The following is a 25,023-nucleotide window of genomic DNA, read 5'->3' on the forward strand; positions in this document are numbered from 1 at the left end:
CGTTTAGAGTCACGCCAGACACGATAATTTCACTTGCAGTTTGTCCGGAAAGCTTTTATAGTAAGGAATCAATGCATGCGAAGCCGATGCGCCGGGTGTTTCCGGAGAATAAATCCGCCATCCTGGCAATACTACCGGAGGGTTGTCCGGCAGGCCCCGCCCGCACGTATCCGTTCCATGAAGCCTTCCCCGCAAGCGCTCGGATGAAGGTACGGCACTAGGCGTTTTTCCTATTGTAGCACGTTTTGCAAAGAGGCAGCATGCCTTGGGCGCGCGACTTGCGGACAGCGGCACAGAAGCGGTATGCTAGAGGAAAGAACCAAGTATAAGAACCGAGGAGGAGAGAAAGTTGACCCAGAAGCTGCAATTTGATTACAGCAAGGCGCTTGACTTCGTAGCCCAGCACGAAATTGATTACCTGGCCGGGCCGATCCGTACCGCACATGACCAACTGCATAACGGAACCGGAGCAGGTAGTGATTATTTAGGGTGGATCGATCTTCCGGTCGCTTACGACAAAGAAGAGTTCGGCAGAATCCAGAAGGCGGCGAAACAAATTCAATCCGATTCCGAGGCGCTTGTCGTGATCGGCATCGGCGGTTCCTACCTGGGGGCCCGCGCGGCGATTGAAATGCTGTCCCATTCTTTCTATAACCTGCTTGATAAAGACAAGCGTAAAACTCCGGCCGTGTACTTCGTCGGCCAGAATATCAGTTCTACATACGTAACGCACCTTCTGCAGCTGCTGGAAGGCAAGGACTTCTCCGTAAACGTCATTTCCAAATCCGGAACGACGACGGAGCCGGCGATTGCTTTCCGTATTTTCCGCGAGCTGCTGGAGAAAAAATACGGCAAAGAAGCCGCGCGCAAGCGCATCTACGCGACGACCGACCGCGAGAAGGGCGCTCTTAAGCAGCTTGCCAACGGCGAAGGCTACGAGTCCTTCGTTATCCCGGACGACGTGGGCGGACGCTACTCCGTGCTGACGGCCGTAGGCCTGCTTCCGATCGCCGTTGCCGGCATCGACATCGAAGAAATGATGCAGGGCGCGGCCGATGCGCGCGAAGCTTTCTCCAATCCCGAGCTGAGCGAGAACGCGAGCTACCAGTACGCGGCTGTCCGCAACGCGCTCTACCGCAAAGGCAAAACGACGGAGATTCTCGTGAACTACGAGCCTTCCCTGCATTATGTATCGGAGTGGTGGAAGCAGCTTTACGGCGAGAGCGAAGGTAAAGACAACAAAGGGATCTTCCCGGCTGCCGTCGATTTCACGACAGACCTTCACTCCATGGGCCAATTCATCCAGGAAGGCACACGCAACCTGTTTGAAACGGTTCTGTTCGTAGACCAGTCCGCAGAGGAGATCGTCATCGGAACCGATGAAGAGAACCTGGACGGGCTTAACTTCCTGAGCGGCAAAACGATGGATTTCGTGAACAAAAAAGCGTTCCAGGGTACGATGCTGGCTCACTCGGACGGAGGCGTGCCTAACCTGATCGTGACACTGCCGGATACTTCGGCTCACACGTTCGGTTACATGGTTTACTTCTTCGAAAAAGCCTGCGGCATCAGCGGCTACCTCCTGGGAGTGAATCCGTTCGACCAGCCGGGCGTGGAAGCCTATAAGAAAAACATGTTTGCCCTGCTGGGCAAGCCCGGTTACGAAGAAGACAAAGCGAAATTGGAAGCCCGCCTTAACGACTAGTTTCGTCTAGACAGAACCCGTATCGGGCTCTGTGAGCGGGTTTTGAACGAAAACAGGCCTTTTCCTGCGGGAATAGGTCTGTTTTTTGTTGGAAATAATAGTAGAACTAAATTAACTATTGTACTAATATTCTGATTTGTGTAAAATGATATGAAACAGAAGGCGCATTCGTCAGGAAATGGAATGAAGAAGCGGCATGATAGCATCCTACAGAACGGTACAAAAGCATGGAGCCGATGAAATTATTATCAAACGTTCCCGGTTTATCGGTCAGGCGTTGCCGGTTTCGTCCGAAGAGGAAGCGCTTGCTTTTATCGCCGGCGTGAAGAAAGAACACTCGATGGCGACTCACAACTGCTCCGCTTACATGATCGGGGAACGCAACGAGATTCAGAAACAGTCGGACGACGGGGAGCCGAGCGGCACAGCCGGCAAGCCGATTCTCGAAGTGATCCGCAATATGGATCTCAAGAACGTGGCCGTAGTCGTCACCCGGTATTTCGGCGGTATTATGCTGGGAGCCGGAGGGCTGATCAGAGCCTACACGGATGGCGCCGTCGCGGGAATACAGGCCGCGGTGCCCGTTTACAAAGTAAGTCATCAGGAACTGCTCGCTGAAATCGATTATACTTGGCTGGGTAAAGTGGAGAATGAGCTGCGGAACCGCAACATGCGGATGGGCGATACGGAATTTACCGACAAGGTAATCCTCCGGTGCTATCCCTTATCTGCCGAAGCGGATTCTTTTGCCGACTGGTTTACCGATTTGACCCAAGGTCAAGGAAACATCATACGCGGCGAACATACATATATCGAACATAGCGAGCTACCCTAACAATTTCATACACCACCGAAGCGGAGGGATTCTTATGGCGAGGAAGGCAGTCGCTCAGGAACTTAGCAGAGAGCGGATTCTTGAAGAGGCCAGGGAGTTATTCGTAACTCGCGGTTATCGCGCTTTAACGATGCGAAGCATCGCTAAAGCAATGGGTTACAGCCATGGCGCGTTATACTATCATTTTAGAGAAAAAGCAGAGCTGTTCAATGCGCTCATTCTGGAGGATTTCAGCATACTTCTGCAGCGGCAGCGGCAAATCATCGTCGAATCCGCTGTTCTCGGGGTTCCCCTGCTGCAGAAACTGATGATGGAGTTTATCCGGTTCGGGTTGGAGAACCCGAATCACTACGAAATCATGTTTATGATCCGGGACGAGGAGCTGCGTCAGTACTCTCGTACCGAGCAGGCGAAATGTTTCGATCTGTTTGCCACGGTCGTACGTCAGGTCATTTCGGGAATGCCGGACAAGGAAGATCAGGAATACCGGCTCCCGTGGAACTTGTTCATGTCCATGCACGGATTCATCTCGCATTCCATTCATTACGGACAGACGTACGAGCTGGTGGAACAGCTTGCCGAAGAGCATGTACAGCTGTTGTGCGGCAACATGGTCTCTACGGCGGCCCGTTCCGAATCTTCCAAAGTCAGTCTGGTCAATCACGAATCAGCTTAACGGTAAACGTACGGCTGCGAGGGCCGTCAAATTCGCAGAAGTAGATTCCCTGCCAGCGGCCCAACTGAAGGCGGCCTCCACGGATAAATACGGTTTGCGAGGTTCCGACGGTCATGGCTTTCAGATGAGCGGCCGTATTGCCTTCCGCATGACGGTCGCGGGGATGCTCCCAGGGAAATACTTCATCCAGGCGCATGAGCACATCTCTTTTTACATCGGGATCGGCATTCTCGTTGATCGTAATCCCTGCCGTCGTATGAGGGCAGTATATGATGGCGGTGCCGTCTTCCAGACTGCTGTCCTGAACCAGCCTAGCCACGATGTCTGTAATTTCAACCATTTCGTCCCGTTTGCGGGTAACAAGATCGTAGGTATGCAGCATAAGCGAATTTCCTCCTTGCGGCGTTTGTACCCGGCGTGCATTAAAGATCGGATGCATAGGAAGCCGAGCAGGCTGCGCATCCTCTTATATGCACGGCATGGTCAAGCCCGGACCTGGGTCAGATTCTATCGTAACGGACGGGATTTCCGGTGTCAAAACGTGTTACAATGAAAGCATAACCGGATAACGAGAGGATGAAACGCATTGGATTTGGCGGTATGGTCGGAACAGAATGTAGAGTATATGTTCGACGAAATCAAAACGAAACTTAGAATGGCGACAGGCGGTTCGATTAAAGCGTCCAACTTTAGCCAGGAACAATATGAAGATCTTAAGGATTTGTACGATCTGGTGATGAGCAAGCCCAATTTCAGCATTAGCGAAATTGACGCGATCACAACGGAACTGGGCAAGCTCCGCAAGGCCTGAAGCCTGCTAGCCCTTTTGCGAAAAGCCTTTCTGCATGGAGATGAAATCTTCCGGCAGAGGGCTTTTTTCTATGAAAAAAAAGACACCTTCCTTCAACTCGCACTCCTTGCGTTCTCTCGGAAAGAATACCTTGACCCCCTAAAAAAAGAAGAAGGGACAGCTATCCAATCGGGCCGTTAGCCGGCCGCATATGTTGTAGGGTAGCATGCATGATTCGCTGAAAAGGGAGGTAGACGGTATGAGTTCCAAGCTTCGTAATGACGCGTCCAAGCTGGTCGGGCAGAACATCGTGGCCGTCCGTAAGGATGGGTCCATGGTTAGAGGCAAACTGGTACGTATTCAAGGTAACGAGCTGATTCTCGAGCCTCAGGAGGGAACCGCTCAAACAAAAGCGTTCGTTCCTCTCGTCTTGTTTGATTTGCTTGCCATCGGCACATCCCCGTTTGTCAACGGATTCGGACCTTACGGTTTCGGCGGCGGCTTCGGTTACGGCGGCGGTTTTGGCGGTCCCGGGTTTTTCTGGTAAATAACGAGACAGTACTTCAGGTTCCGGTTACGGGACCTGTTTTTTTATTTGCGGGCGGGCTTGACCCAACACTAAAGGTCCGGCTGCGGAATAGGCTGGTGTGTATAAGGCGGGGGGAAACGACGTTGTGTTTCTGGCAAGAAGCGGAAAGAGGGGAAGAAGATGAACAGAGGAAAGAACGAGTTCGACTATGAAAAAGAGTGGGAACGAAAATTCGGTTTTCGTTCCGGCGAGATTCCTTCGTTTTCCTCCATATTCGGAGGCGGAGAGACTTTGTTTACCGAGCTGTCCAAACGGATTTCGGAAGACCCGGAAAACACGGCGTGGCTGGACCAATGGCTGGATAAGCTTCTCCGGCAGGCGATGCCGGGCTACCGGATTCCGGAGTGGATGGGAACCGATTGGGAAAACGAGCCGGCCGGGGAACCGGCGGGCCCGAACACGCAGGGAAGCGCGCTGTTCCGCGACGGGGAGAAACGCCGGGCAAGCGGAGTTCAGCCTGCCGCCGCCAAGCTTCCCGCGGCGATTCCCATCCCCGGCCTAAAGCCTGTTAAAGGCCTCGCTGCGGGAAGCAAGAAGCGGGAAACCGCCAAGGTTAAGGCAGCGGATTCTTTTGCCTACTCGATAACCGAGGACGGAAGCCGGCTGGTGGTAACCGTGCAGCAGCCTTCGGGGATACGCCCGGGAGAGATTGAACTGGCGGCGGACAGGTGGAGCATCCGGCTTAGCGGCAGCGCGATCGGCGGGAAGCGGACCATTCGCCTGTTCAGGCCTATCCGGCGGGGATCATGCCGGATGACCAGCGAAGACGGCTCTCTGGTCATCCGGGCCGATTTGGCCCGCCGGTGACGGACGGAGCCGCAGCTCTATGCTCCGCCGCGCAGAGCGCGAACTTGCGGGCACTCCCGGCAGGCTGCGTCCCGGCGTCACGTCGGTCCGCCGCGTTCCGCCAGCTGCTTCTGCGCCATCCGGACAAGCTCCCGCACCATGCGGCCGCCGATTTCGCCGCCGATTTTACCGGCATCCTCGGTGCGGAGCTGACCGTTGTTGCCCGGCTCGAGAGGCACTCCGAGGGTGCGGGCGACTTCGTATTTAACCAGGTTCGGCTGATCGGCGGACACGTTGTAGCCCGCGTCTCTCATAACCTGGCCCTTGAGCTTATCCAGACTGCGTTCGCTTCCGGGAACAGCAGCTCTGCGGCTTCGTCTTCTTGCCATGTTATCACCTCCTGCGGTTAGGATGCCCAAGAGTGCCCGGAGTATCAATGGGTCCGGCGATATCGGGTCCGGCAAGATAGTCGTAAGTCCGGAGCCTGAGTCAGTCCATATAGAAAAAACCGTGCGCAGTAAGCACACGGTGTGATGAGAAGCTGCGAGCATAAAGTTCGCGGCAAAAAGGCTGAGCTTCGTGCTGAAGCCGGCCGTGAGGATATCACGCCCCCGGAATTCCGGCAAAAGGGCGGATGCCCGTCATTTCACTGAAAGCCGGTTGCCGTCACAAAGCTAACGCCCCGCTCGTTCCGCCCCTACCGGAATTCGGTCAAAGTCTGCCGGGCCTTCATAGTCCTGCTGCGCCGGGATTGACTTTTCGATGAGATACAAGGGACGGTGTTTGACCTCCCGGTAGATTTTGCCGATATATTCTCCGATCAGCCCCAGGGCAAGAAGCTGCACCCCGCCGATAAACCAGACGGATAAAATAAGAGAAGTCCAACCGGAAGCCGTCGTTCCCCATAATTTCGAAATAATGGCATAAGCGCCCGCCAGCAGGCTGATAATGGAGAACAGAAAACCGGTAACCGTCACCATCCGGATCGGTTTAACGCTGAACGAAGTGATGCCGTCCAGTGCAAACGACAGCATTTTGCGCAGCGGATACTTCGATTCCCCGGCAAAACGTTCTTTCCTCTCGTACATAACCTCGGCCGTACGAAGTCCCAGGAGCGGGACAATCCCTCTCAGAAACACGTTGACTTCCTTGTACTGGGATAAATAATCCAGAGCGCGTTTGCTCATAAGCCGGTAATCCGCATGGTTGTTCTTAATCTGGACGCCCAGACGTAGCATTAATTTATAGAAGGATTCGGCGGTCGTTTTTTTGAACCAGGTGTCGGTCGTCCGGTCGCTGCGGATTCCGTAAACGATCTCGGCCCCCTCCAGATACTTCCGTACAAATTCGCGTATCGCGTCCGTATCGTCCTGCAGGTCCGCATCGATGGAAATCACGATGTCCGATGTATGCCGCGCCGTCATCAAGCCTGCAAGCAGGGCATTCTGATGGCCCGCATTCCGTGCGAGCTTAATGCCTGTTACATAGTCATGGGAACGGCTGTATTGATCGATAAGCTCCCAGGTCCGGTCTTTGCTGCCGTCATCGACAAGCATCATCACACTTTCTCTTGCGACAAGTTTTTCTTGGATGAGGCGGTCCAGAACCGCGCTTAACCGGCTTACCGTTTCCGGGAGAACTTCTTCTTCGTTATAGCAAGGCACCACGATGGTTAAAATTGGGCTCGACATCCCGTAAAATCTTCCTTTCTTATCCTGGACTGGACATTGCTGCATCCCACCGGATTATTCTTATTGTAAACAAGCACGGCCGGATAAAGCAATTGCCTTCTCGTCGGAACGTGTAGAAATCAGGCGATTTTTTCTAGATTAAAATAATTACAATTTTGTAGTCATTCTATTGACGGGGACAAGAAGACGATGCTATACTACCGTCATGACATTGATAATCATTTTCAACTAATAATAATTATAAAGAGGTGCAGAATGAATCCCCATCGTCCTTATCTCACAACGAATCAAGGCGTGCCCGTTGCCGACAATCAGAATTCGAAGACAGCCGGTACTCACGGACCGACGCTGCTCGAAGATTATCACCTTTTGGAGAAACTGGCTCATTTTGACCGTGAACGTATTCCGGAACGTGTCGTTCATGCGCGGGGTGCGGGGGCGTTCGGAGTCTTCCGGCCTTATGCCAGTATGAGCGAGTATACGAGAGCCGCTTTTTTGCAGGACCCTTCCGTTGAAACGAAAGTGTTTGTCCGCTTCTCGACGGTTATTCATCCGAGCGGCTCGCCGGAGACGCTTCGTGACCCGCGCGGTTTTGCCGTCAAATTCTACACGTCCGAAGGAAATTATGATCTTGTCGGCAACAATTTGCCCGTATTCTTTATCCGCGATGCGCTCAAATTTCCAGACATGGTGCATTCACTGAAGCCGGCTCCGCATACAAATGTCCAAACGCCTAATCACTTGTGGGATTTCATGTCGCTTTCTCCCGAATCGACTCACATGCTGACCTGGGTTTTCTCCGACCTCGGTACTCCCGCCAATTACCGGGAAATGGACGGATTCGGGGTACACGCCTTCAAATGGGTGAACGCGGAAGGCAAGGTCGTTTACGTCAAATACACCTGGAAATCGCTGCAAGGTGTCCGCTCGTTGAGCCGCAAAGAAGCGCAGGAGCAGGGAGGCCGCGACCACAATCACGCGACGCGCGACTTGTATGACGCTATCGAGGCGGGCAGTTACCCGGAATGGGAACTGAATGTGCAGATGCTGGAACCGGAGCGTTTGGACTCATTCAGCTTCGATCCCCTCGATCCGACGAAGGAGTGGCCGGAAGACCTCGTTCCGTTCGTTAAAGTGGGACGGATGACCTTGAACGAGAATCCTAAAAATTTCTTCGCCGAAGTCGAGCAGTCCGCTTTTGCACCTAGCGTGCTTGTGCCGGGGATCGAACCTTCCGAAGACAAACTTCTGCAGGGCCGTCTGTTCTCCTACCCGGACACACAGCGCCACCGATTGGGACCGAACTACATGCAGATTCCGGTAAACTGCCCTTATGCGCCGGTCCGCAATTATCAGCGGGACGGTCAAATGGCGGTTCGCCAAGACCATTCGCCGATCAATTACGAGCCGAATTCCTACGACCATTCGCCGAAAGAAGCGGGAAGCGCCTATGCGGAGAGCGAAAATCCGCTGACGGGCTCCACTACACGCCGCAAAATCCAGAAAACGGACGATTTCACGCAGGCAGGCGAGCGTTACCGCCGGTTTACGCCGGAAGAGCGCGCAAACCTGATCGATAACCTCGTGAACGATCTCAAACAAACGGACATGCAAATCCAGCTTCGCGCCGTCTGCAACTTCTTCCGTGCCGATGTGGAATACGGGACACGGCTTGCGGAAGGACTCGGAATCGATCTCGGCGGTTTTATTCCGCAGGGAGCGGGTTCCGGTTCCGGACAAATGCCTCCGCGTTAATTTGTCACCCGGGGCGGAACAGCGGCATCGGGCCAAGCGGCTCGCCGCCATGCAGGAAGAATCCCCCCCTTCCCGCATGGTGTCACGATGCCCGCGCTCACGGATGTTGGAGGGCTCCGGCTGCGCTGCCGTTTCCGGCGCGAGGTTTTTAAGATAGATGGCCCTGCGGTCCATCGGCTCAAACAAAGATGCCGTAGGCCGTGTCTTCAAGGGCCGATACTAAAAAAAGAGGCTGTCCCCCAAGTCACGAAAGTGACTTGGGGGACAGCCTCTTTTTTTTGAGCTTAGCCGAGCTAGAGGCTCTGCTGCTTCATCGGCATCATGAGCGCCATGGTACCGGCCGGTTTCGTGATGCAGTTCGATGCGCCGCCTTCGATGCAGACTTCCCGTGTCGCCGGGAAGGGCCCGGGCGGTCAGCGCGATTACCGGTTGCTTTCCCCCGGAAGCGGAGAGGAAAGCGGCGTAAGCCGGGGAAGCTTGGCCTCGTCCACGAGCTGCCGAAGCTCCCGCTCTTGACCGCTCAAGCTGCTGGAAGGAAGGAGGAGGGTAAACGTGCTCCCGGTCCCTTCTTCGCTGGTCAGCCGGATTTCTCCGCCCAGCAGCCGGGCAAACTGACGTGAAATAGAGAGGCCGAGTCCGGTTCCGCCGAATTTGCGGCTGGTCGTGCCGTCCGCCTGGTAGAAGGCCTCGAAGATCTGCTCCCGCTTGTCCGCCGGGATGCCGATGCCGGTATCACGGATGGCGGCGGCGGGATGCTGAATGCCTTTGGCGTCCAATTCGATGTAGAAGGTAAGCGTAATACCGCCCCGCTGGGTAAATTTGAACGCGTTGGACAACAGATTTTTCAAAATCTGCTGAAGCCGCTGTTCGTCTGTATGAATGATGTCGGGAACGCCGGTTGAACGGATGTGAAAGTACAGGCCCTTCTGGGCGGCAACGGGTTCGAACGTGCGGGTCATCGCTTCGACGACTTCGCTGACGTTCACTTCTCCCGGCGTGATGGACATATGACCCGCTTCGATTTTGGACAAATCCAGAATATCGTTAATCAGCGTAAGCAGATCCTGGCCGGAGCTGTGAATAATCCCGGCAAATTCAATCTCTTCTTCCGAAAGCGTCCCGTTCTGATTTTCGGCCAGGAACTGGGACAGAATCAGCATGCTGTTCAGCGGAGTGCGGAGCTCGTGAGACATGTTCGCCAGAAATTCGGATTTGTAACGGGAAGCGGCCACCAGCTCTTCGTTTTTCACTTCCAGCTCGTCGTGAATTTGCTGAAGCTCCGCGGTTCTTTCTTCGGCCAGCCGGAACTGTTCGGCCAATTCCCGATTGGACTTGTTCAGCGCTTCCCGCCGGAGAAAATCCGCTTTGAAATCATGCAGGATGAACGTAAAGAAAAAGCTGAAAAACAGGCCCGCCGTGCCGGACAGCGGAGCAAGCTCGATCAGATATGTAGCGGCCGGATATACTCCTAGAATGGCGATATTCGCCACGTTGAACAGATTTACGATAAGAATCAGCAGTAAAATCCGGACGGTCTGACGCAGAGACGTGCGTTTGAGCAGTTCACTGGCCAGCGCGGTTACGACGCCGAGGATGACCATATTGCCGAAGCCCGCCCAAGCGGCGTGGTCCAAGCCGAACGATAAGCGCGTCAGTCCGATTCCGAGTCCGATGAGCATAATGTGGGAGGGACGCGACAGAAACAAGGGAGCCGCGAGGATGGGAACGAATCTTAAATCGAAGATGACCGACGGGGTCAGCCGAGCCCCGTACGCCATGGAGAGCCAGCCGGCCGCTATCGAAAGCAGGATGTACAGCACTTTCATCCGGTTGACGGGCACCCGGTACAAAATATATTTATAAGCCAGACTGCCTAAATAGGTAAATGTGAGCAAGGTGCTTATATTGGCAAAAAACGATTTGAAATAATCCCCTAAATGATCCATCTCTTTTCCTTTCCCATTTCGAAAGCCCTTCACTCAGCTCCAATTAGATGTTCTTTCCTAGTATACCAAAGTTATCGGCATTCCATCGGCAGAAAAAAAGACCCTTAAGGGGTCTTTAGGCATATCACCGGGCGATATATTGAACATAACGGAACTCATTTTCGGTCAGGTGCGGATAGGGGCTAAGCTGTTTATAGCCGGTTAAATGGAGTCGGCGGCTTAGCGGTTATCGACTTTTTCGGGATAAAGGTCGTGGTTCATCAGGCGGTACTCCGCCATCTGTTCGTACTTGGTTCCGGGACGGCCGTAGTTGCAGTAAGGATCGATGGAGATCCCGCCCCGCGGGGTGAATTTGCCCCAGACCTCGATGTATTTCGGGTCCATGAGCTTGATCAGATCGTTCATAATGATGTTCATGCAGTCCTCATGGAAATCGCCGTGATTGCGGAAGCTGAACAGGTACAGTTTGAGCGATTTGCTTTCAACCATTTTGGCGTCCGGCATATAGCTGATATAAATGGTGGCAAAATCGGGCTGTCCCGTGATCGGGCACAGGCTCGTAAACTCGGGGCAGTTGAATTTGACGAAATAATCGCGGTAAGGGTGTTTATTATCAAACGATTCAAGTACCTGTGGCGCATAATTAAACGGATATTGTGTCTGCTGGTTGCCCAGCAGGGTGAGATCAAGATCTTCCTGGTTTCTTCCGGCCATAAAGGCACCTCCGGTTATAAAGTTGTAAAAGTTGCGGTCCGCTACGGTCCGCTGCCGTCCGCGGGGATCAGACGCCCCGCTTGTTGCCCCACAACAGGGCGTGAAGCTGAGGCAGCACACGCACGTCGTTCAAATCCTCGGATGCCATCGTCAGGTCGACGAGCCACTCGTATTTGCGCAGCAGCTGCCCGCGAAGCAGGTCGTCGTCCGCAAGACGGACGTCCTCATTGCCCGCCTGCAGGTAGAACGGGACGGCAGGGTAGCGGCGGTGGACTTCCCGGGCGAACGCGAAATCGCGTTCGTCGAACACGACCACCTTGAGGCTGACGCCGTCCGGGTTTAGCCGCCGGACGATATCGTCCAGCTTGGCGAAGTCCGTCTCCATGCCGGAGCTTGGCGGCTTGGGAGAGAGCGTGACCTCGTCGATCTCGGTCAGCCAGTCCTGCCAGCGGGAGCCCTGCGTCTCGACGGCGGTGCGGATGCCTTGGGCCCGCAGCAGCTTCACGAGCGGGCCCAGGCTGCGCAGAAGGGCGGGATTGCCGCCCGACAAGGTCACGTGGGAGAAGCGGGAGCCGCCGGTGCGGACGAGCTCCTCCCAGACCGCTTCCGCGGTGAGCGGACGGATATCGGCTGCGCCCGATCCGTCCCATGTAAACGCGGAATCGCACCAGGAGCAGCGGTAATCGCAGCCGGCGGTGCGCACGAACATTGTCTTGCGCCCGATGACCATGCCCTCGCCCTGGACTGTCGGGCCGAAGATTTCGAGCACGGGGATGGTTGCTTCACCCGCAGCCGCTGTGCCCGAAGGGGTCACGGCAGACACTGCCGTTTTGCCCGCTGCAGGCATAGTCCGCGGAGGGGACGGGACCGCAGCATTTGTTTGGTTTGCGCTCATTCGGACATCCACTCCCGTCTTGCTTCGGCGTAACTCGTCGGCGTTTCGTACAGACGAACGAATTCGACCCGTCCGCCCCGGGATTTCGCCTGCATTTCATCCGACTGCAAAGCCGTCTCCATCTGCTCGTACAGCCAGACGACCATATTCTCGGCGGTGGTGTTCATGGGCGGGAGCGTTTCGTTCAGATACCGGTGATCGAGATAAGGCTCGATCCGGGCTTTCCAGATGTCTTTGATCTCTCCGAAATCAAGCGTGAGGCCGATCTCGTTGACATAGCCGCTGATTCCGTAAACGGCTTTGTACGTATGGCCGTGAAGGTTTTTGCACTTGCCTTCGTAAGCGTGAAGATGATGCGCCGCATCGAACGTGAATTCTTTGGATACGAGGACGCGTTTGGTATGGTAACGGAGCTGTTCGTGCCGGATGTCCTGCCCGTACTGCTGAAGGTTCTCTACGATGCGGAATTCGCCTGGCGTCTTCATCGGGCATCCGCTCCTTCGCGCTCCAGAAGATAGTTCTGCAGACCGGCCGAACGGAGCTTGCATGCCGGGCACTCGCCGCAGCCGTCCCCGACGATGCCGTTATAGCATGTAAGCGTCTTGGTGCGCACAAAATCGAAAGCTCCCAGCTCGTCGGAAAGCTTCCACGTTTCCGCTTTATTCAGCCACATCAGCGGCGTATGGATAACGAATGGATAATCCATGGATAAGTTCAGGGTCACGTTAAGGGACTTTACGAAAGCGTCCCGGCAGTCCGGGTAGCCGCTGAAATCCGTCTCGCACACGCCGGTAACGAGGTGTCTGGACCCGGCCACTTTGGCGTATACGCCTGCAAAAGAAAGAAACAGCAGGTTGCGTCCCTCTACGAACGTGGAAGGAAGCTCGCCTTCTTTTTCTTCAATCTCGATATCGCCGCGAGTCAGCGCATTGGGTGCGAGCTGGTTCAACAGGCTCATATCCAGTACGGTGTTCTTTACGCCGAGCTCGCGCGCAATCCGCGCCGCGCACTCGATTTCGAGTTTATGGCGCTGTCCGTAATCGAACGTGAGTGTCTCGACCTCGCCAAAATGCTTCAGGGCCCAGAACAGGCACGTTGTGCTGTCTTGTCCGCCGCTGAATACGACAACCGCTTTTTCTTGTTTCATCGCTCTTCCGTCTCCTTTTAATAAAAAAATAGGTGATGGAGAGAGTTCTTGATCCGTCATTTTAAACAAAACAAAAACAATGCCTCAAGGAAGGACACAGCGCAATCAAAAAGCGAACCGGAAGTGAACGTCAAAAAAACGCACATCTAACGCCCGCTTTGTAAGCAGCTGTGCCCGAATATCCAGGGATATTGTTTTTCCTTAGTTTTTTATAGAGGGAGTTCGCGAACCTCTCCCATATGCGCGGGGCATATGGATTTTCTTATTGGGTTATGAATCCGGCACCTTCATCGTTACGTTCCAAGCCGTGCCGCGCATCGGAACCGTCTCATTATAACGCATTTGCCACGCTCGTGTAAGAGAGCGGTGGAAATTTCCTTTATAATCGAACAATCTGTGCAGGAAATTGTGGTGCCGTTCTATACTGAAAGTAAAAAAAAGCCCTCCCTAACCAACGTTAGCAGGAGGCGGATGGAGGTACTCATGCACGAAAATAGGCCGGATTCGGTAAATAAGGCTGCTGAACGCGGCGAGGAAGGCCGTACTCCCGTTGCCATCGTTACGGGAGTTTCCCGCCGGATCGGGATCGGCGCCGCGATATGCCGGGCGCTGGCGGCCAAAGGAATGGATGTGATGTTCACATCCTGGACCGCATTCGATAAGGGAATGCCGTGGGGAGCGGATGAAGAAGGGCCCGACGCGATTCTGCGGGAGCTGGCCGAATCGGGAGCACGCTGCGAAAGACTGGAGATCGACCAGTCCGATCCGGAAGCGGCGAAGCGAATTGTGGATGAAACGGAGAAACGGCTCGGATTTCCGTCAGTCCTCGTCAATAATGCGGCCTACTCGGTGAATGACGGGTACGAGAAGCTTGATGCGGCGACTCTGGATGCCCATTACGCCGTGAACATGAGGGGCACCGCCCTGCTGAGCGTGGAATTCGGCCGCCGCTTTAACCGGGGCTCCGGCGGCCGGATTATTAACCTGACATCCGGTCAGTCTTTGGGTCCGATGCGAGGAGAGATCGCTTATGCGGCTACAAAGGCCGCTGTCGAAGCGATGACCGTCACATTGGCTGCCGAGCTGGCTCCGAAAGGGATTACCGTCAACGCGGTCAATCCCGGTCCGACCGACACCGGCTGGATGACGGAAGAACTCCGGAACGTGCTCGCAGATCAGTCCCCGTTTGGCCGGACCGGCAGGCCCGAAGACGCCGCACGGCTTATCTCGTTTCTCGCGGGCGAAGAAGCGGAGTGGATTACGGGCCAGATCCTCCATTCGGAGGGCGGATTCCGGCTGAGCTAAACGTTCTCTCTGTTTTTACAGGCGTGTAACATTCCCTTTGGATGACCCGTGCTCCTTTACTGGGCCCATTTGAACGGGGCAACATCCGATTCGCCCAAGGCCAAATTGGATGAAGAAATAAAAACGAGCTCTGCAGACTACTCTGCAGAGCTCGTTTTATTTTGCCTGCCCCGCAGGTTCGTCCACGAAAACCGTTTCCGCATCTTTGCCTTCGAAGCAGAGATTGACGGTGCGCACGTCCGCCCTCGTCCGGTGGACCGTGCCCGCCGGAATCGTAAGCGTGTCGTTCGCTTTCAGCGAGGCAGTCGTTCCGTCCTCGAAGTCTATGAAGAGTTCTCCTTCTAGCACCATAAACAGTTCATCCGAATCGGGATGATAATGCCAGCGGTAATTGCCGGTCATGACCGCGATGCGGAGCACATGCGAGTTTACGTCCGCTACGACAAAATTGACGTGCCGCTCTTGGATGTCCCGGGTAAGTTCAAGCAAATTTTGAGTAGTCAGGTTCATCTCGGTTTCTCCTGTTCTTCGGACAACTTCGTTTCGATCCGGTCCCGGTACCGGGCAAGCGCGGGCGAGAGGTTCATACTCCGCTCTTCCATTAACATATTGAAGCGGAGCTTCTTGGCGTTGAGCGTTTTCTTCAGCGTGCCTCGTTCCTCCTCGTCATGACAGCATGCAAGGAGTTCCTCCAGTGTGATCATGTCTTTGCGGAGCTGCATTTCTTCGGGAAGGAATCCTGAATTTTTCATGATTTTATAGGACAAACGAAGCTCTTCCGGAACAGCGGACCAATCTTCGAGAACGAGCGGTTTGCCTTTGCCGGGCAGATTGTCGAAATCGCCGTTGCGAATCGCTTCCTGGATACGCTGCTCTACCAGACTGTCGAGAAAACTCATAGGTAAACGCCTCCTTCAAGTATGTTGAAGCGGGAGTTTAGACGGATTTACTGCCGGTTCCTGCAAAAATAAAGACATGAAGCGGAACCCTCATGTCTTTGCCTACTGCTTATGACGTTCAAAGGTTAGACACCCATACGTCTTCTTTGATTGTTTTGTTTCTTGGTCTGCTGGCTTTTCATCATCTGATTGCCGGATACCTGGTGCTTCTGCTGGGAGTTGGCCTGGGCTTGCGCCGCTTTCTTCTGGGCCATTTTCTGTTTCATGGCTTCCGCGAGCGAAATTTTGCGCGGTTCGGCCCCTTCGGCCGGTTGAGTTTCTGCGGATTGCGGTGTCTGTTGATTCTCTGACATTCGTATCACCTCACTGCGTTTCATTGCTTTTAGTTTATTGGTTTTCAGGCCGCTTTACAATAGGGTTTCAGGGCTCTTGTACAATTTCCTGCACCCGTCCGACCTGGCCGTCGGTCAGCCTGACTTTGATGCCGTGGGGGTGATTCGGCGAATTGGTCAAAATATCTTTCACGACTCCGCGCGTCCGCTTGCCCGTACGCTGATCCTGCTTAAGCACAATGTCGACGGTCAGCCCGGCATGGATATTTTTTCTCGATTGTCCGTTCATGGGATTCTCCTTTTATGATGTGGGCTTGCCGGCGAAAACCCGCAAAAACTTGCCCGGAATTTGGGTCTCGAACCTCATCGGTTTTCCCGTGGAGGGATGTTCGAACGCGATGACCCGGGCGTGTAAACCGAGCCGGCCGATCGTATTTTTCACGGAGCCGTACTTCTTGTCGCCGACAACCGGATGGCCGATGTCCTGCATGTGGACGCGGATCTGGTTTTTACGGCCCGTTTCGAGCTGAACTTCAAGCAGGGAGTAATCGGAGGAAGCCTGCAGCACTTTATAATGCGTGACTGCCTTCTGACCGCCGTTGTCAACCGGGCTGGAATACATCAGCAGCGTTTTGCTTTCTTTCAGCCACGACACGATCGTGTCTTCGGGCTTCTTGACCTTTCTTTCGACGAGCGCCACATAGGAACGCTCCTGCACGGCTTCCTGCCAGGCGTTTTGAAGCGCCTGCTGGGTTTTCTCGTTCTTGGCGAACAGCATGACGCCCGATGTATCCCGGTCCAGACGGTGAACGACGAAAATACGGCCCTTCGGGTCTTTTCGGCGGACATGCTCAGTGAGCTGCCAATAAGCGGTCAATTCTTTCTCGTCTCCGCCGGAAATCGAAAGCAGGCCCGTTTCTTTATTGATAACCAGAAGATCCTCGTCTTCATGCAGGATGTGCAGTCCGATCGGTTTCTCCTCTTCGGTAATGACACTCCACTGAACCGTAACGCGGTCGCCGGGCTGCAGAGGATGGTCGTGGCGGGTCGTTTTTTTGCCGTTCACCGACACTTGGCCTCTGGATAGAATGCCCTTAACGGTGTTTCTTCCTTTACTTGCAAGCTTTTCAAGCAAAAATTTCATCAGCTCGGCCGGCTGCCCGATTTCGAATTGAGCGGGTTCTTTATCCGTTTTGGGAGTGGCCGGCCTGGCCGTTTTCGTTTTGGGATTATAAGGGGGACGCTGTTTTCGCATAGGTTGGCTCCTTCGGATCTTCTATCCATTTACTATAGCGCATTGGGGATTTAATTTCATCCCGCCCGGGCTTGTGATAAGTGCCTGATCGAGTGATATAATGGAAAAGCTGGAATTCCTTTTGGGAAAATGAACGAGAAACTCGTACCGGGTTCGGTATCCGCTGGAACAAAACGTACATAAAAATGGAAAAAAGGAGGCTGGGAATGCCGCAGACGGACGGATTATCTGACGAAATTCTCATTGATGTGGACGGGCTGGTCAAAACATACGGAAGCTTCACGGCCGTAAACGGCGTGCGCTTCCAAGTGCGCAAGGGAGAGGTGTTCGGACTGCTCGGTCCTAACGGTGCGGGCAAGACCACGACCATCGAAATGATGGAAGGGCTGCGCAAGCCCGACGGGGGAACGGCGAGTATTGCGGGTTACGACACCATCCGGGATCTCCGCAAGGTCAAGGAAGTGATCGGCGTTCAGCTGCAATCGACCTCCCTGTTCGATCTGCTGAAGGTGCGCGAGATCGTGGAGATGTACGCCAGCTTCTATCCGAAATCGGTGCCTGTCGGCCCGCTGCTCGCGGATATGACGCTGGAAGAGAAAGCGGGTGACCGCGTGAAGCACCTGTCCGGCGGACAGAAGCAGCGGCTTGCCATCGCGATCGCGCTGGTCAACGATCCGCAGGTGCTGTTCCTGGACGAGCCGACCACGGGTCTCGACCCGCAGGCGCGGCGCACGCTTTGGGACATTATCCTGCGCCTGAAGGAGAAGGGCAAGACCATCGTCCTGTCCACGCATTACATGGACGAGGCGCATGTGCTGTGCGACCGGATCTGCCTGATCGACAAGGGGCAGGTCGTCGCGCTGGATACGCCGGCGAACCTGGTGCGCAGCCTTCAATCGGAGAACGCGATTGAATTCCGGCTGCCCCAGGCGGATTCGGCTTCCCCGCGGGAGCGGACGGAGCTGACGGACACGCTGCGCAAGGTCCAGGGCGTGAAGCAGGTGGAGCTTGCCCGCGATACGCTCGTGCTGTACACCGACCACCTCCAGCAGTCGCTTACGGGTCTGATCCGGGAGGCGGAGCTGCGGGGCTGGAAGCTGACGGATCTGCTGACACGGACAGCCACGCTGGAAGACGTGTTCATTCACATGACGGGAAGGAGCCTGAGGGAAGAATGAAAGCGTACATTCAATTGACGCTCGCACAGCTCCGGATTTTTATCCGGAACAAACAGGTGCTTCTCTGGTCATTTCTGTTCCCTGTCTTCTTCATGGTCATGTTCGGCACGTTCTTCGGAGGGGGCAGCAGCATGTCCATCAACGGAGTCGTCATCGACCAGGACCGGTCGGCCCAGTCGGCTCAATTGGTCGGCGCTCTGATGAAGACGCCTGCCATGAAGCTCAAACAGGAGGAGCATACGGCTCCGGGACTCCAAAAACTCAAAGACGGCGGTCTTCAGATGGTGGTCATCATCCCCGCCGGATACGGGAACAAACTCGATGCCGCCGTCAAGGGGGGAGAAGCCTCCTCCGTCAACGTTTACTATGACCAGACGAACATGATGACCGCCGAGCTCGGCAAAACCGTCGTGGCCCAGGTGGCGGACGGCATCTCCAAAGAGAAAACGGCCTACAAGCCGGCGATAACGGTCAAAGCGGAAGGCGTTCAGGCGCTGAAGCTGTCTTATATCGACTTCCTCGTTCCCGGCATCGTGTCCATGATGATCATGTCCAATAATCTCAACGGTGTGGCGGGACAGATCGCCTCCTGGAGGGAGAGAGGCATTCTTCGCCGGATGCAGAGCACCACGCTCAAGTCGTCCACGTTCATCGCCTCGCAAATTACGGCGAGGCTCTTGCTGAACGGACTGCAAGCGGTGATCGTTCTGCTCATCGCGTCCGTCATCTTCGGAACGAAGGTGAACGGTTCGTGGGGGCTGCTTCTGCTTTTCGTTATTCTCGGTACGCTGGCGTTTATGTCGATCGGCTTTATCGTCGCATCGCTGGCGAAAACACCGGAAAGCGCCGGACCGATCGCGGGATTTATCTCGTTCCCGATGCTCTTTCTGGGAGGAGTCTTCTTCTCGGCGGACAACATCCCGTCCTTCCTCCAGCCGGTCGTGAACCTGATCCCGATCACGCATCTGTCAACGGCTATGCGGCAGGTCATGAACGTGGGGGCGGATTTAACCGTGCTGTGGCCGCAGGCCCTTATCCTCGGCGGCTGGATGGTGGTGGCTTTCGCGATCGCGAGCTTTACCTTCAAATGGGAGTAAGGTAGAGTAGACGTCTGAACATAGAGCAAAGAACCGTTTCCATGATAGGAAGCGGTTCTTTTTATTGTTTGGATAAAGGCCTCCTAACATTCAAATCGGAAGAGCCAGATAAGCAATATCGATAATCTTTAACGTAAGAGGATCGATTGTATACTGCTGTTTGTACCGGTCGGTGAATGTTTTTCCGTCCAGGTTATGTTCGATTTCTCCCTTGATGGTAACGATGGTTTTACCGCCTGCGATTTCATGAGTTGCAACGATGTTACGGTCCAGCTTCCGCAGGGGGATATGGTCTCCCGGACGCGAGAGATAGCTGCCGTCGCTTTCTTTCATATAGCCGTAGTCGAAAAAGCGGGCGGCCAGATTCGGTCCGTAGACGGTTTCGAGCTGTTTCAACAGTTCTCCGCGGCCCTTCTCATCCAAGGTTTCTTTACCCGGCTGATAAAGGGTGTCGAACGTCCATTGCTCCACGGCGCCGTAATAATCTTTGGTTGCGACGGAGAGATCTGCTTTTGCGGCCGATGACTTGGTCTTGAGAATTTCCGCTTGTTGGAGCGAATCGTTCCAGGTCACGGAAGCTCCGAGCAAATCACCTAGAGATTTCAGGGGGACATATGTGCTGCCCTTGTAATTTAGCAGGGGAAGATCGGGAGAGCTGTACGTCTGCCCGTCAACGGTTACCGGATAGGTCGCCGCTTGAAGAAGGTAGTCGATCGCAGGCTTGGCCCACACATCTGTCTGGGAGAAGAGCGTTCCGATCAGAATGCCTCCCGTTAAATAAAGAGCCGGCTTTTTGCTTTTCATATAATGAATCCCTCCTGAATGTTCGGTCCGTCCGGTTTCTCCGTGAACTAGGTCCGGCCGCTTTGAAATTCTAGACTGCAGGAACAGGAGAAAAGTTTCATTAAAAGAAAAAAATGTAAGTATGGCGATTTACGTTTTCCTCCAAACGGTATGACCCGGCGGCTAAAAGGGCAACCTGATACTTAAATGACAGCGCTTTAAAAGGAGGAAACACCTATGATTTTGTACCAGCTTACCCAGTGGCTTCAGGAGCATACCAGCATCCGCAAGGCGATTCGGCAGGAGGCGGGGGACCCCGGCGAACTCATGCAGCGCAAAGAACAGGTGGAGCGGCAGCTGATGGAACAGGCGGAGCGGTGGAGGAACGTGTACGCCGATGTGCCTGCCCTGCCTGCCGCCGATCAGTTTCCTTCCTGGTCTTCCGAGCCGGGCGCCGGGTGGGAGGACGGGGAGCCGGAATTCGACACGCCGCGCTGACGGGGCTCATGCGCCCTTGTCCGCCCGCTTTGTCAACTCGGCGGGGTTCGTGTAGAATAAGAACGATCCTTGATTTTATTGATAAAAGAGGTTGTAAACGACCATGAATATCGTTCTTGCCACATTGAACGCCAAATACATTCATACTTCGCTGGCTCTGCGGTACCTGAAGGCATTCAGCGAGCCCGAATTTCCGATTGATATCGTGGAGTACACGATCAAAGATCCGGCGATGAACATCGTTTCGGACTTATACGGCAAAAATCCCGACGTGCTCGGTTTTTCGTGCTACATCTGGAACATTGAAGAAACACTCCGCGTCATCCGCATGATCAAAAAAATCCGTCCCGATTTGACCATCGTACTCGGCGGACCGGAGGTCTCCTACGATACGGAGGAATGGATGCGCACGGTACCGGAGGTGGACTTCATCGTGATGGGCGAGGGAGAGGAGACGTTCAAGCATTTCCTCCAAGAGCTTTCAACCACGCGGAAGTTTCATTTCGTGTACGGGATCGCGTACCGCAAAGGGGAAGAAATTATTTTAACCCCCGGCCGTCCGAAACTGGACCTGAATGCGATTCCTTCCCCACACCGGTTCGAGGAAGATCTTAAAGACCTCGGGAACCGGGTCGTTTACTTCGAAACGAGCCGGGGCTGCCCGTTTTCATGCCAGTTCTGCCTGTCCTCCATCGAAGTGGGGGTGCGCTATTTTGATATGGAGCGGACGAAGTCCGAGATCCTGTACCTCATTGCGAACGGAGCCAAACTTATCAAGTTTGTCGACCGGACGTTTAACATTAAGCGGGATTACGCCCTGGAAATTTTCCAGTTCCTGATTGACAATCATCAGGGCTGCGTGTTCCAGTTCGAGATCACGGCCGATATTATGCGGCCCGAAGTGCTGGATTTCCTCGCGGAGAACGCGCCTCCGGGAATTTTCCGCTTCGAGATCGGCGTCCAGTCCACGAACGATGAGACGAACAATCTGGTGAAGCGCCGCCAAAATTTCGCCAAGCTTACCCGCACGGTGACGAAGGTGAAGGAGAGCGGCAAAATCGACCAGCATCTGGATCTGATTGCCGGCCTTCCCGAAGAGAACTACGACTCTTTCCGCAAAACGTTCAACGACGTCTTCGCGCTGGGCCCTGAGGAACTTCAGCTCGGGTTCCTGAAAATGCTCCGGGGAACCGGTCTGCGCATTGATGCGGCCAAGTACGGCTATATTTTCATGGATCAGGCGCCGTATGAGATTCTGGGCAATGATATTCTGCCTTTTACCGATCTGATCCGGATCAAGCGGGTGGAAGACGTGCTGGAGAAATACTGGAACGCCCACCGTACCGATCATACCGTGAACTACCTGATTGCCTCGGAATTTCCATCGGCTTTCGATTTCTTCCAGGAGTTCGGTGATTACTGGGAGGAAAGAGGCTGGCAGAAAATCGGCCACCAGCTGGAGGATTTATTCACCCGGCTGCATGCTTTCCTGACCTGGCGAGGCACGAAGGGAATGGGCGTCATCGAAGGGCTGATGAAGCTCGATTATTTCCTGAATCACAAATACAAGCCGCGTAAAATCTGGTGGGATTTCAAGCTGGACAAAGCCGGACAAAGCGATTATCTAAAAAGAGCCGCGGATCGTCCGGACGAGGTATCCGGCGATTTCAGCGAGCTGCGCATGAGCGAAAAGGACCTGCACAAGCACGCCGTCATCGAAGTGGTCCCGTTCGACTTGCAGCGCTACCTGCAGGACGGCTCGCTCGACACTTCGGCGGAATCGCTGCTGCTGGCCGTCTACCGGCCGGAAGCGGGCGGTCGTCCGACCGTGTATTCGATGCCGCTGGGCCGCGCATCGGCGGCATCCGTGCCTGCCGGGAACTGAGCAGGCGCACGGCAGAAAGGCTCCCGCCCCTCGTTACAGGGGGCGGGAGCCTTTTTTGTTCGTGCTCGTGCTTCGTCGTGACGACGATGCGTTCGGCTCCATGCCAAGTCCGGCACGCTTGAAGCGAGCGCTACACGGTCGCGCGTTCAATGAGGCGGAACGGCAGCTCCCGGTGTTCCACGGGGCTGGCGGGGTCCTGCAGCCGCTTCAGCAGCAGGGAGAAGGCCGTACGCCCGATTTCGACGAGCCGGTTGTCGATCGTGGTGATATCGAACAACTGCGCAATCGGGTGGTTGTCGAAAGAGACGATCGCCAGATCCTCCGGGACGCGGAGGCCGTTTTTGACCGCCTCGCTGATGACGCCGGCGGCTACCTGATCGCCCGCCACGAGTAGAGCGGTCGGACGCTCCTCCATATCCAGGATGCTGCGGACTACCTCCGCGCCGTCTTCGATGGAGTAGATCTGGTAGAACATCCACTCCTCTCGGACGGGAACGCCCGCCGAAGAGAGGGCGTCGGAAAAAGCGCGCCGCCGGTTCCGGCTGTTAAAGCTGTGCCCCCGTCCCAGGCAGTAGCCGATGCGGGTATGCCCTTTTTCCAGAAGAAGCTGCATAGCCAGCCGAAAGCTGCCATAATGGTCGATATGGACCGACGAGATCCGGTCGCTCTCGATATATTCGCAGGCAATGATCGGCCCGAACTGCGAGTAAGCCTCGATGACTTCCCATTTCAGGGAACGGGAACAGATCAGCAGGCCGTCGATTTGTTTGATTTTCAGCATGTTCAGCAGCTCGGTTTCTTTATCCGCCGCATAGTTGGTCTGGCTGACGAGGAGATGCACATTGGCTTCCAGCGCCTCCTGCGCGATGCCTTCCATAATGCTGTTGAAGTAGGGCAGATTAAGATAGGGGATAACGACCCCGACCATGTTCGTTTTGCCGGTGATAAGATGAACCGCATTCACATTGCGGGAATAGTTAAGGCGTTGTACGACTTCCTGTACAGCCGCGCGCTTGGCTTCGCTGACGTAAGGATGATCGTTGAGCACGCGGGAAACGGTCGCTACGGAGACTCCGGCCAGTCTGGCAATGTCCTTGATGTTGGCCATAGGTCCGGCCTCCTTTCTGTCCTCAGTTTAATGCAGCCCGATCATTCGCGTCAAAAATTTCGGAAGAGAGACTTGACGTGAAAAGCATTTCATACTTTACGCTTAATTTGCAAGTCTTCACGTCTTTCGTCCGGCGTAACCTCCGGGGCGTTACGGACGAGGCGGAGGGCTTCCGATCAAGACCTTGTTACCTCGGCAGATCTCAGAACGAACTTATACCGGAAGGGGTACAGAGAGATGGAGAGAGCGATCGTATTTTTTGATATCGACGGAACATTGCTGGATGAAAATAAACAGATTCCCGCATCCACCCGCAAAGCCGTCAGGCTGCTGCAGGAACGGGGCGTGTATACGGCCATAGCGACCGGGCGCGTACCGTCCATGTTTAAGGACATAAGGGAAGAACTCGGCATTACGTCCTACGTGTCCATTAACGGACAGTACGTGCTGTTCGAAGGCCGTGAAATTTATACGAATCCGATGGATCCCGAGAAGCTGGCGGAACTGGTCCGAGCGGCGGACGAGCAGGGCCATCCCCTGGCGTACTGCGGCCACCCCGAGATCCGCGTAAGCAGCTCGCATCCGCATGTGAAGGAAAGCTACGACAACCTCAAGCTTCCGTGTCCGGAAACCGATGCGGAGTTTTACAAACATTCTGCGGTTTTTCAGGGACATTTATTCTGCGACGCCGAATCCGAGAAACTGTACGCGGAGCGGTATCCGTATTTTCAGTTCATCCGCTGGCACGAGCATGCTCTTGACGTTTTGCCTGCCGGAAGCTCCAAAGCGATCGGCATTCAGGAAATGCTCAAAGCCGTCGGAATTCCGAACGAGAATTGTTACGCTTTTGGCGACGGGTTGAACGATATACAGATGCTTACCAGCGCAGGAATGGGAATCGCGATGGGCAATGCGGCTCCCGAAGCGAAAGCCGCGGCCGATCTGATCACCGCCTCGTGCTCAGAAGACGGCATCCTCAAGGGACTCGTCCGGGTAGGCCTGCTTCCCGAAGAGGCCCTAGAAGAACTGGGCGAGCATGCCCGTTGAGACAACCCGTCTCCTACAACGTTAAAAAGCCTTCTTCCTTTACGTGCTTCGGCACGAAGGGAAGAAGGCTTTTTTATATTCGGCCGCAGGGCCTATCTGTAGAATAA

Annotated in this window: 28 protein-coding genes and 1 riboswitch; of the genes, 13 read left to right on the top strand and 15 right to left on the bottom strand. The window is 54.7% G+C overall.

Translation table 11 applies throughout. The features are described 5' to 3' along the window. Positions 1–349 precede the first annotated feature (349 nt). From KVT34_RS25305 to KVT34_RS25315, 3 genes are all read left to right on the top strand, one after another. Complete coding sequence (locus KVT34_RS25305; protein WP_217562306.1) at positions 350–1,705, top strand: glucose-6-phosphate isomerase; 1,356 nt, start codon at positions 350–352, stop codon at positions 1,703–1,705. A gap of 196 nt (positions 1,706–1,901) precedes the next feature. After that, positions 1,902–2,540 (top strand): YigZ family protein, encoded by a 639-nt coding sequence (locus KVT34_RS25310; RefSeq protein WP_217562308.1) that lies wholly within the window; start codon positions 1,902–1,904, stop codon positions 2,538–2,540. Positions 2,541–2,574: 34 nt separating this feature from the next. Continuing rightward, a complete protein-coding gene (locus KVT34_RS25315; protein WP_217562310.1) occupies positions 2,575–3,216 on the top strand; it encodes a TetR/AcrR family transcriptional regulator in 642 nt (213 codons plus the stop codon). Here the strand turns inward: KVT34_RS25315 and KVT34_RS25320 are convergent. Further along, a complete protein-coding gene (locus KVT34_RS25320; protein WP_217562312.1) occupies positions 3,197–3,598 on the bottom strand; it encodes a secondary thiamine-phosphate synthase enzyme YjbQ in 402 nt (133 codons plus the stop codon). The genes KVT34_RS25315 and KVT34_RS25320 overlap by 20 nt on opposite strands. A gap of 204 nt (positions 3,599–3,802) precedes the next feature. Here KVT34_RS25320 and KVT34_RS25325 point away from each other — a divergent pair, with 204 nt between their 5' ends. From KVT34_RS25325 to KVT34_RS25335, 3 genes are all read left to right on the top strand, one after another. Beyond that, positions 3,803–4,027 carry a DUF1128 domain-containing protein gene (locus tag KVT34_RS25325; protein ID WP_042229828.1) on the top strand — a complete coding sequence of 75 codons (225 nt, stop codon included), beginning with the start codon at positions 3,803–3,805 and terminating at the stop codon, positions 4,025–4,027. A gap of 238 nt (positions 4,028–4,265) precedes the next feature. Next, positions 4,266–4,553 carry a hypothetical protein gene (locus tag KVT34_RS25330; RefSeq protein WP_217562314.1) on the top strand — a complete coding sequence of 96 codons (288 nt, stop codon included), beginning with the start codon at positions 4,266–4,268 and terminating at the stop codon, positions 4,551–4,553. A 162-nt stretch (positions 4,554–4,715) separates the two neighbouring features. Beyond that, complete coding sequence (locus tag KVT34_RS25335) at positions 4,716–5,402, top strand: hypothetical protein (RefSeq protein ID WP_217562316.1); 687 nt, start codon at positions 4,716–4,718, stop codon at positions 5,400–5,402. Between the two features lie 77 nt (positions 5,403–5,479). Here KVT34_RS25335 and KVT34_RS25340 read toward each other — a convergent pair whose 3' ends face one another. Further along, on the bottom strand, positions 5,480–5,770 hold the full coding sequence (locus KVT34_RS25340; RefSeq protein WP_217562318.1) for an alpha/beta-type small acid-soluble spore protein: 291 nt from the start codon (positions 5,768–5,770) through the stop codon (positions 5,480–5,482). 285 nt (positions 5,771–6,055) lie between these two features. Continuing rightward, positions 6,056–7,072: a glycosyltransferase family 2 protein gene (locus KVT34_RS25345; RefSeq protein ID WP_217562320.1), complete on the bottom strand. Its 1,017-nt coding sequence runs from the start codon at positions 7,070–7,072 to the stop codon at positions 6,056–6,058. Between the two features lie 255 nt (positions 7,073–7,327). On the opposite strand from KVT34_RS25345, the gene KVT34_RS25350 reads away from it, so the two are divergent. After that, positions 7,328–8,827: a catalase gene (locus KVT34_RS25350; RefSeq protein WP_217562322.1), complete on the top strand. Its 1,500-nt coding sequence runs from the start codon at positions 7,328–7,330 to the stop codon at positions 8,825–8,827. A gap of 422 nt (positions 8,828–9,249) precedes the next feature. Here KVT34_RS25350 and KVT34_RS25355 read toward each other — a convergent pair whose 3' ends face one another. From KVT34_RS25355 to queC, 5 genes are all read right to left on the bottom strand, one after another. Continuing rightward, a complete protein-coding gene (locus tag KVT34_RS25355; protein ID WP_217562324.1) occupies positions 9,250–10,773 on the bottom strand; it encodes an ATP-binding protein in 1,524 nt (507 codons plus the stop codon). Positions 10,774–10,992: 219 nt separating this feature from the next. Beyond that, complete coding sequence (gene queF / locus KVT34_RS25360) at positions 10,993–11,487, bottom strand: preQ(1) synthase (protein WP_217562326.1); 495 nt, start codon at positions 11,485–11,487, stop codon at positions 10,993–10,995. Between the two features lie 67 nt (positions 11,488–11,554). Continuing rightward, complete coding sequence (queE, locus tag KVT34_RS25365) at positions 11,555–12,382, bottom strand: 7-carboxy-7-deazaguanine synthase QueE (RefSeq protein ID WP_254635137.1); 828 nt, start codon at positions 12,380–12,382, stop codon at positions 11,555–11,557. Beyond that, entirely contained in the window at positions 12,379–12,867 is a 489-nt protein-coding gene (gene queD, locus KVT34_RS25370; RefSeq protein ID WP_217562328.1) for a 6-carboxytetrahydropterin synthase QueD, read from the bottom strand. Before queD ends, queE begins: the two co-directional genes overlap by 4 nt. Further along, positions 12,864–13,529 (bottom strand): 7-cyano-7-deazaguanine synthase QueC, encoded by a 666-nt coding sequence (queC, locus tag KVT34_RS25375; RefSeq protein ID WP_217562330.1) that lies wholly within the window; start codon positions 13,527–13,529, stop codon positions 12,864–12,866. The genes queD and queC overlap by 4 nt, the downstream gene beginning before the upstream one ends. A gap of 195 nt (positions 13,530–13,724) precedes the next feature. Continuing rightward, positions 13,725–13,768: riboswitch (PreQ1 riboswitch) on the bottom strand. A gap of 244 nt (positions 13,769–14,012) precedes the next feature. Here queC and KVT34_RS25380 point away from each other — a divergent pair. Then, positions 14,013–14,834: an SDR family oxidoreductase gene (locus tag KVT34_RS25380; RefSeq protein WP_254635138.1), complete on the top strand. Its 822-nt coding sequence runs from the start codon at positions 14,013–14,015 to the stop codon at positions 14,832–14,834. Positions 14,835–14,990: 156 nt separating this feature from the next. On the opposite strand, the gene KVT34_RS25385 is transcribed toward KVT34_RS25380, so the two are convergent. From KVT34_RS25385 to KVT34_RS25405, 5 genes are all read right to left on the bottom strand, one after another. Continuing rightward, positions 14,991–15,338, bottom strand: coding sequence for a cupin domain-containing protein (locus KVT34_RS25385; RefSeq protein WP_217562504.1), 348 nt, complete (start codon positions 15,336–15,338; stop codon positions 14,991–14,993). A 2-nt stretch (positions 15,339–15,340) separates the two neighbouring features. Then, the gene (locus KVT34_RS25390; RefSeq protein ID WP_217562332.1) at positions 15,341–15,733 is read right to left on the bottom strand and encodes a DnaJ family domain-containing protein; all 393 of its coding nucleotides are present in this window, start codon (positions 15,731–15,733) and stop codon (positions 15,341–15,343) included. A gap of 125 nt (positions 15,734–15,858) precedes the next feature. Beyond that, positions 15,859–16,086 (bottom strand): hypothetical protein, encoded by a 228-nt coding sequence (locus KVT34_RS25395; RefSeq protein WP_217562334.1) that lies wholly within the window; start codon positions 16,084–16,086, stop codon positions 15,859–15,861. A gap of 67 nt (positions 16,087–16,153) precedes the next feature. Continuing rightward, positions 16,154–16,354, bottom strand: coding sequence for a YwbE family protein (locus KVT34_RS25400; protein WP_009672054.1), 201 nt, complete (start codon positions 16,352–16,354; stop codon positions 16,154–16,156). A 12-nt stretch (positions 16,355–16,366) separates the two neighbouring features. Further along, complete coding sequence (locus tag KVT34_RS25405) at positions 16,367–17,320, bottom strand: RluA family pseudouridine synthase (RefSeq protein WP_217562336.1); 954 nt, start codon at positions 17,318–17,320, stop codon at positions 16,367–16,369. A gap of 206 nt (positions 17,321–17,526) precedes the next feature. Here KVT34_RS25405 and KVT34_RS25410 point away from each other — a divergent pair, with 206 nt between their 5' ends. Together KVT34_RS25410 and KVT34_RS25415 are read left to right on the top strand one after the other, a co-directional pair. Then, the gene (locus tag KVT34_RS25410; RefSeq protein WP_217562338.1) at positions 17,527–18,498 is read left to right on the top strand and encodes an ABC transporter ATP-binding protein; all 972 of its coding nucleotides are present in this window, start codon (positions 17,527–17,529) and stop codon (positions 18,496–18,498) included. Then, entirely contained in the window at positions 18,495–19,595 is a 1,101-nt protein-coding gene (locus KVT34_RS25415; protein WP_217562340.1) for an ABC transporter permease, read from the top strand. Before KVT34_RS25410 ends, KVT34_RS25415 begins: the two co-directional genes overlap by 4 nt. 90 nt (positions 19,596–19,685) lie before the next feature. Here the strand turns inward: KVT34_RS25415 and KVT34_RS25420 are convergent, their stop codons facing one another. Beyond that, on the bottom strand, positions 19,686–20,399 hold the full coding sequence (locus KVT34_RS25420) for a stalk domain-containing protein (protein WP_217562342.1): 714 nt from the start codon (positions 20,397–20,399) through the stop codon (positions 19,686–19,688). Between the two features lie 216 nt (positions 20,400–20,615). Here KVT34_RS25420 and KVT34_RS25425 point away from each other — a divergent pair, with 216 nt between their 5' ends. Next, a complete protein-coding gene (locus KVT34_RS25425; protein WP_217562344.1) occupies positions 20,616–20,876 on the top strand; it encodes a hypothetical protein in 261 nt (86 codons plus the stop codon). 103 nt (positions 20,877–20,979) lie between these two features. Continuing rightward, on the top strand, positions 20,980–22,761 hold the full coding sequence (locus tag KVT34_RS25430) for a B12-binding domain-containing radical SAM protein (protein WP_217562346.1): 1,782 nt from the start codon (positions 20,980–20,982) through the stop codon (positions 22,759–22,761). 130 nt (positions 22,762–22,891) lie between these two features. On the opposite strand, the gene KVT34_RS25435 is transcribed toward KVT34_RS25430, so the two are convergent. Continuing rightward, positions 22,892–23,869: a LacI family DNA-binding transcriptional regulator gene (locus KVT34_RS25435; RefSeq protein ID WP_217562348.1), complete on the bottom strand. Its 978-nt coding sequence runs from the start codon at positions 23,867–23,869 to the stop codon at positions 22,892–22,894. A gap of 237 nt (positions 23,870–24,106) precedes the next feature. Here KVT34_RS25435 and KVT34_RS25440 point away from each other — a divergent pair, with 237 nt between their 5' ends. After that, complete coding sequence (locus KVT34_RS25440; protein ID WP_217562350.1) at positions 24,107–24,916, top strand: Cof-type HAD-IIB family hydrolase; 810 nt, start codon at positions 24,107–24,109, stop codon at positions 24,914–24,916. Positions 24,917–25,023: the final 107 nt, after the last annotated feature.

The organism is Paenibacillus sp. GbtcB18 (assembly GCF_019091125.1).
GTDB lineage: Bacteria > Bacillota > Bacilli > Paenibacillales > NBRC-103111 > Paenibacillus_F > Paenibacillus_F chitinolyticus.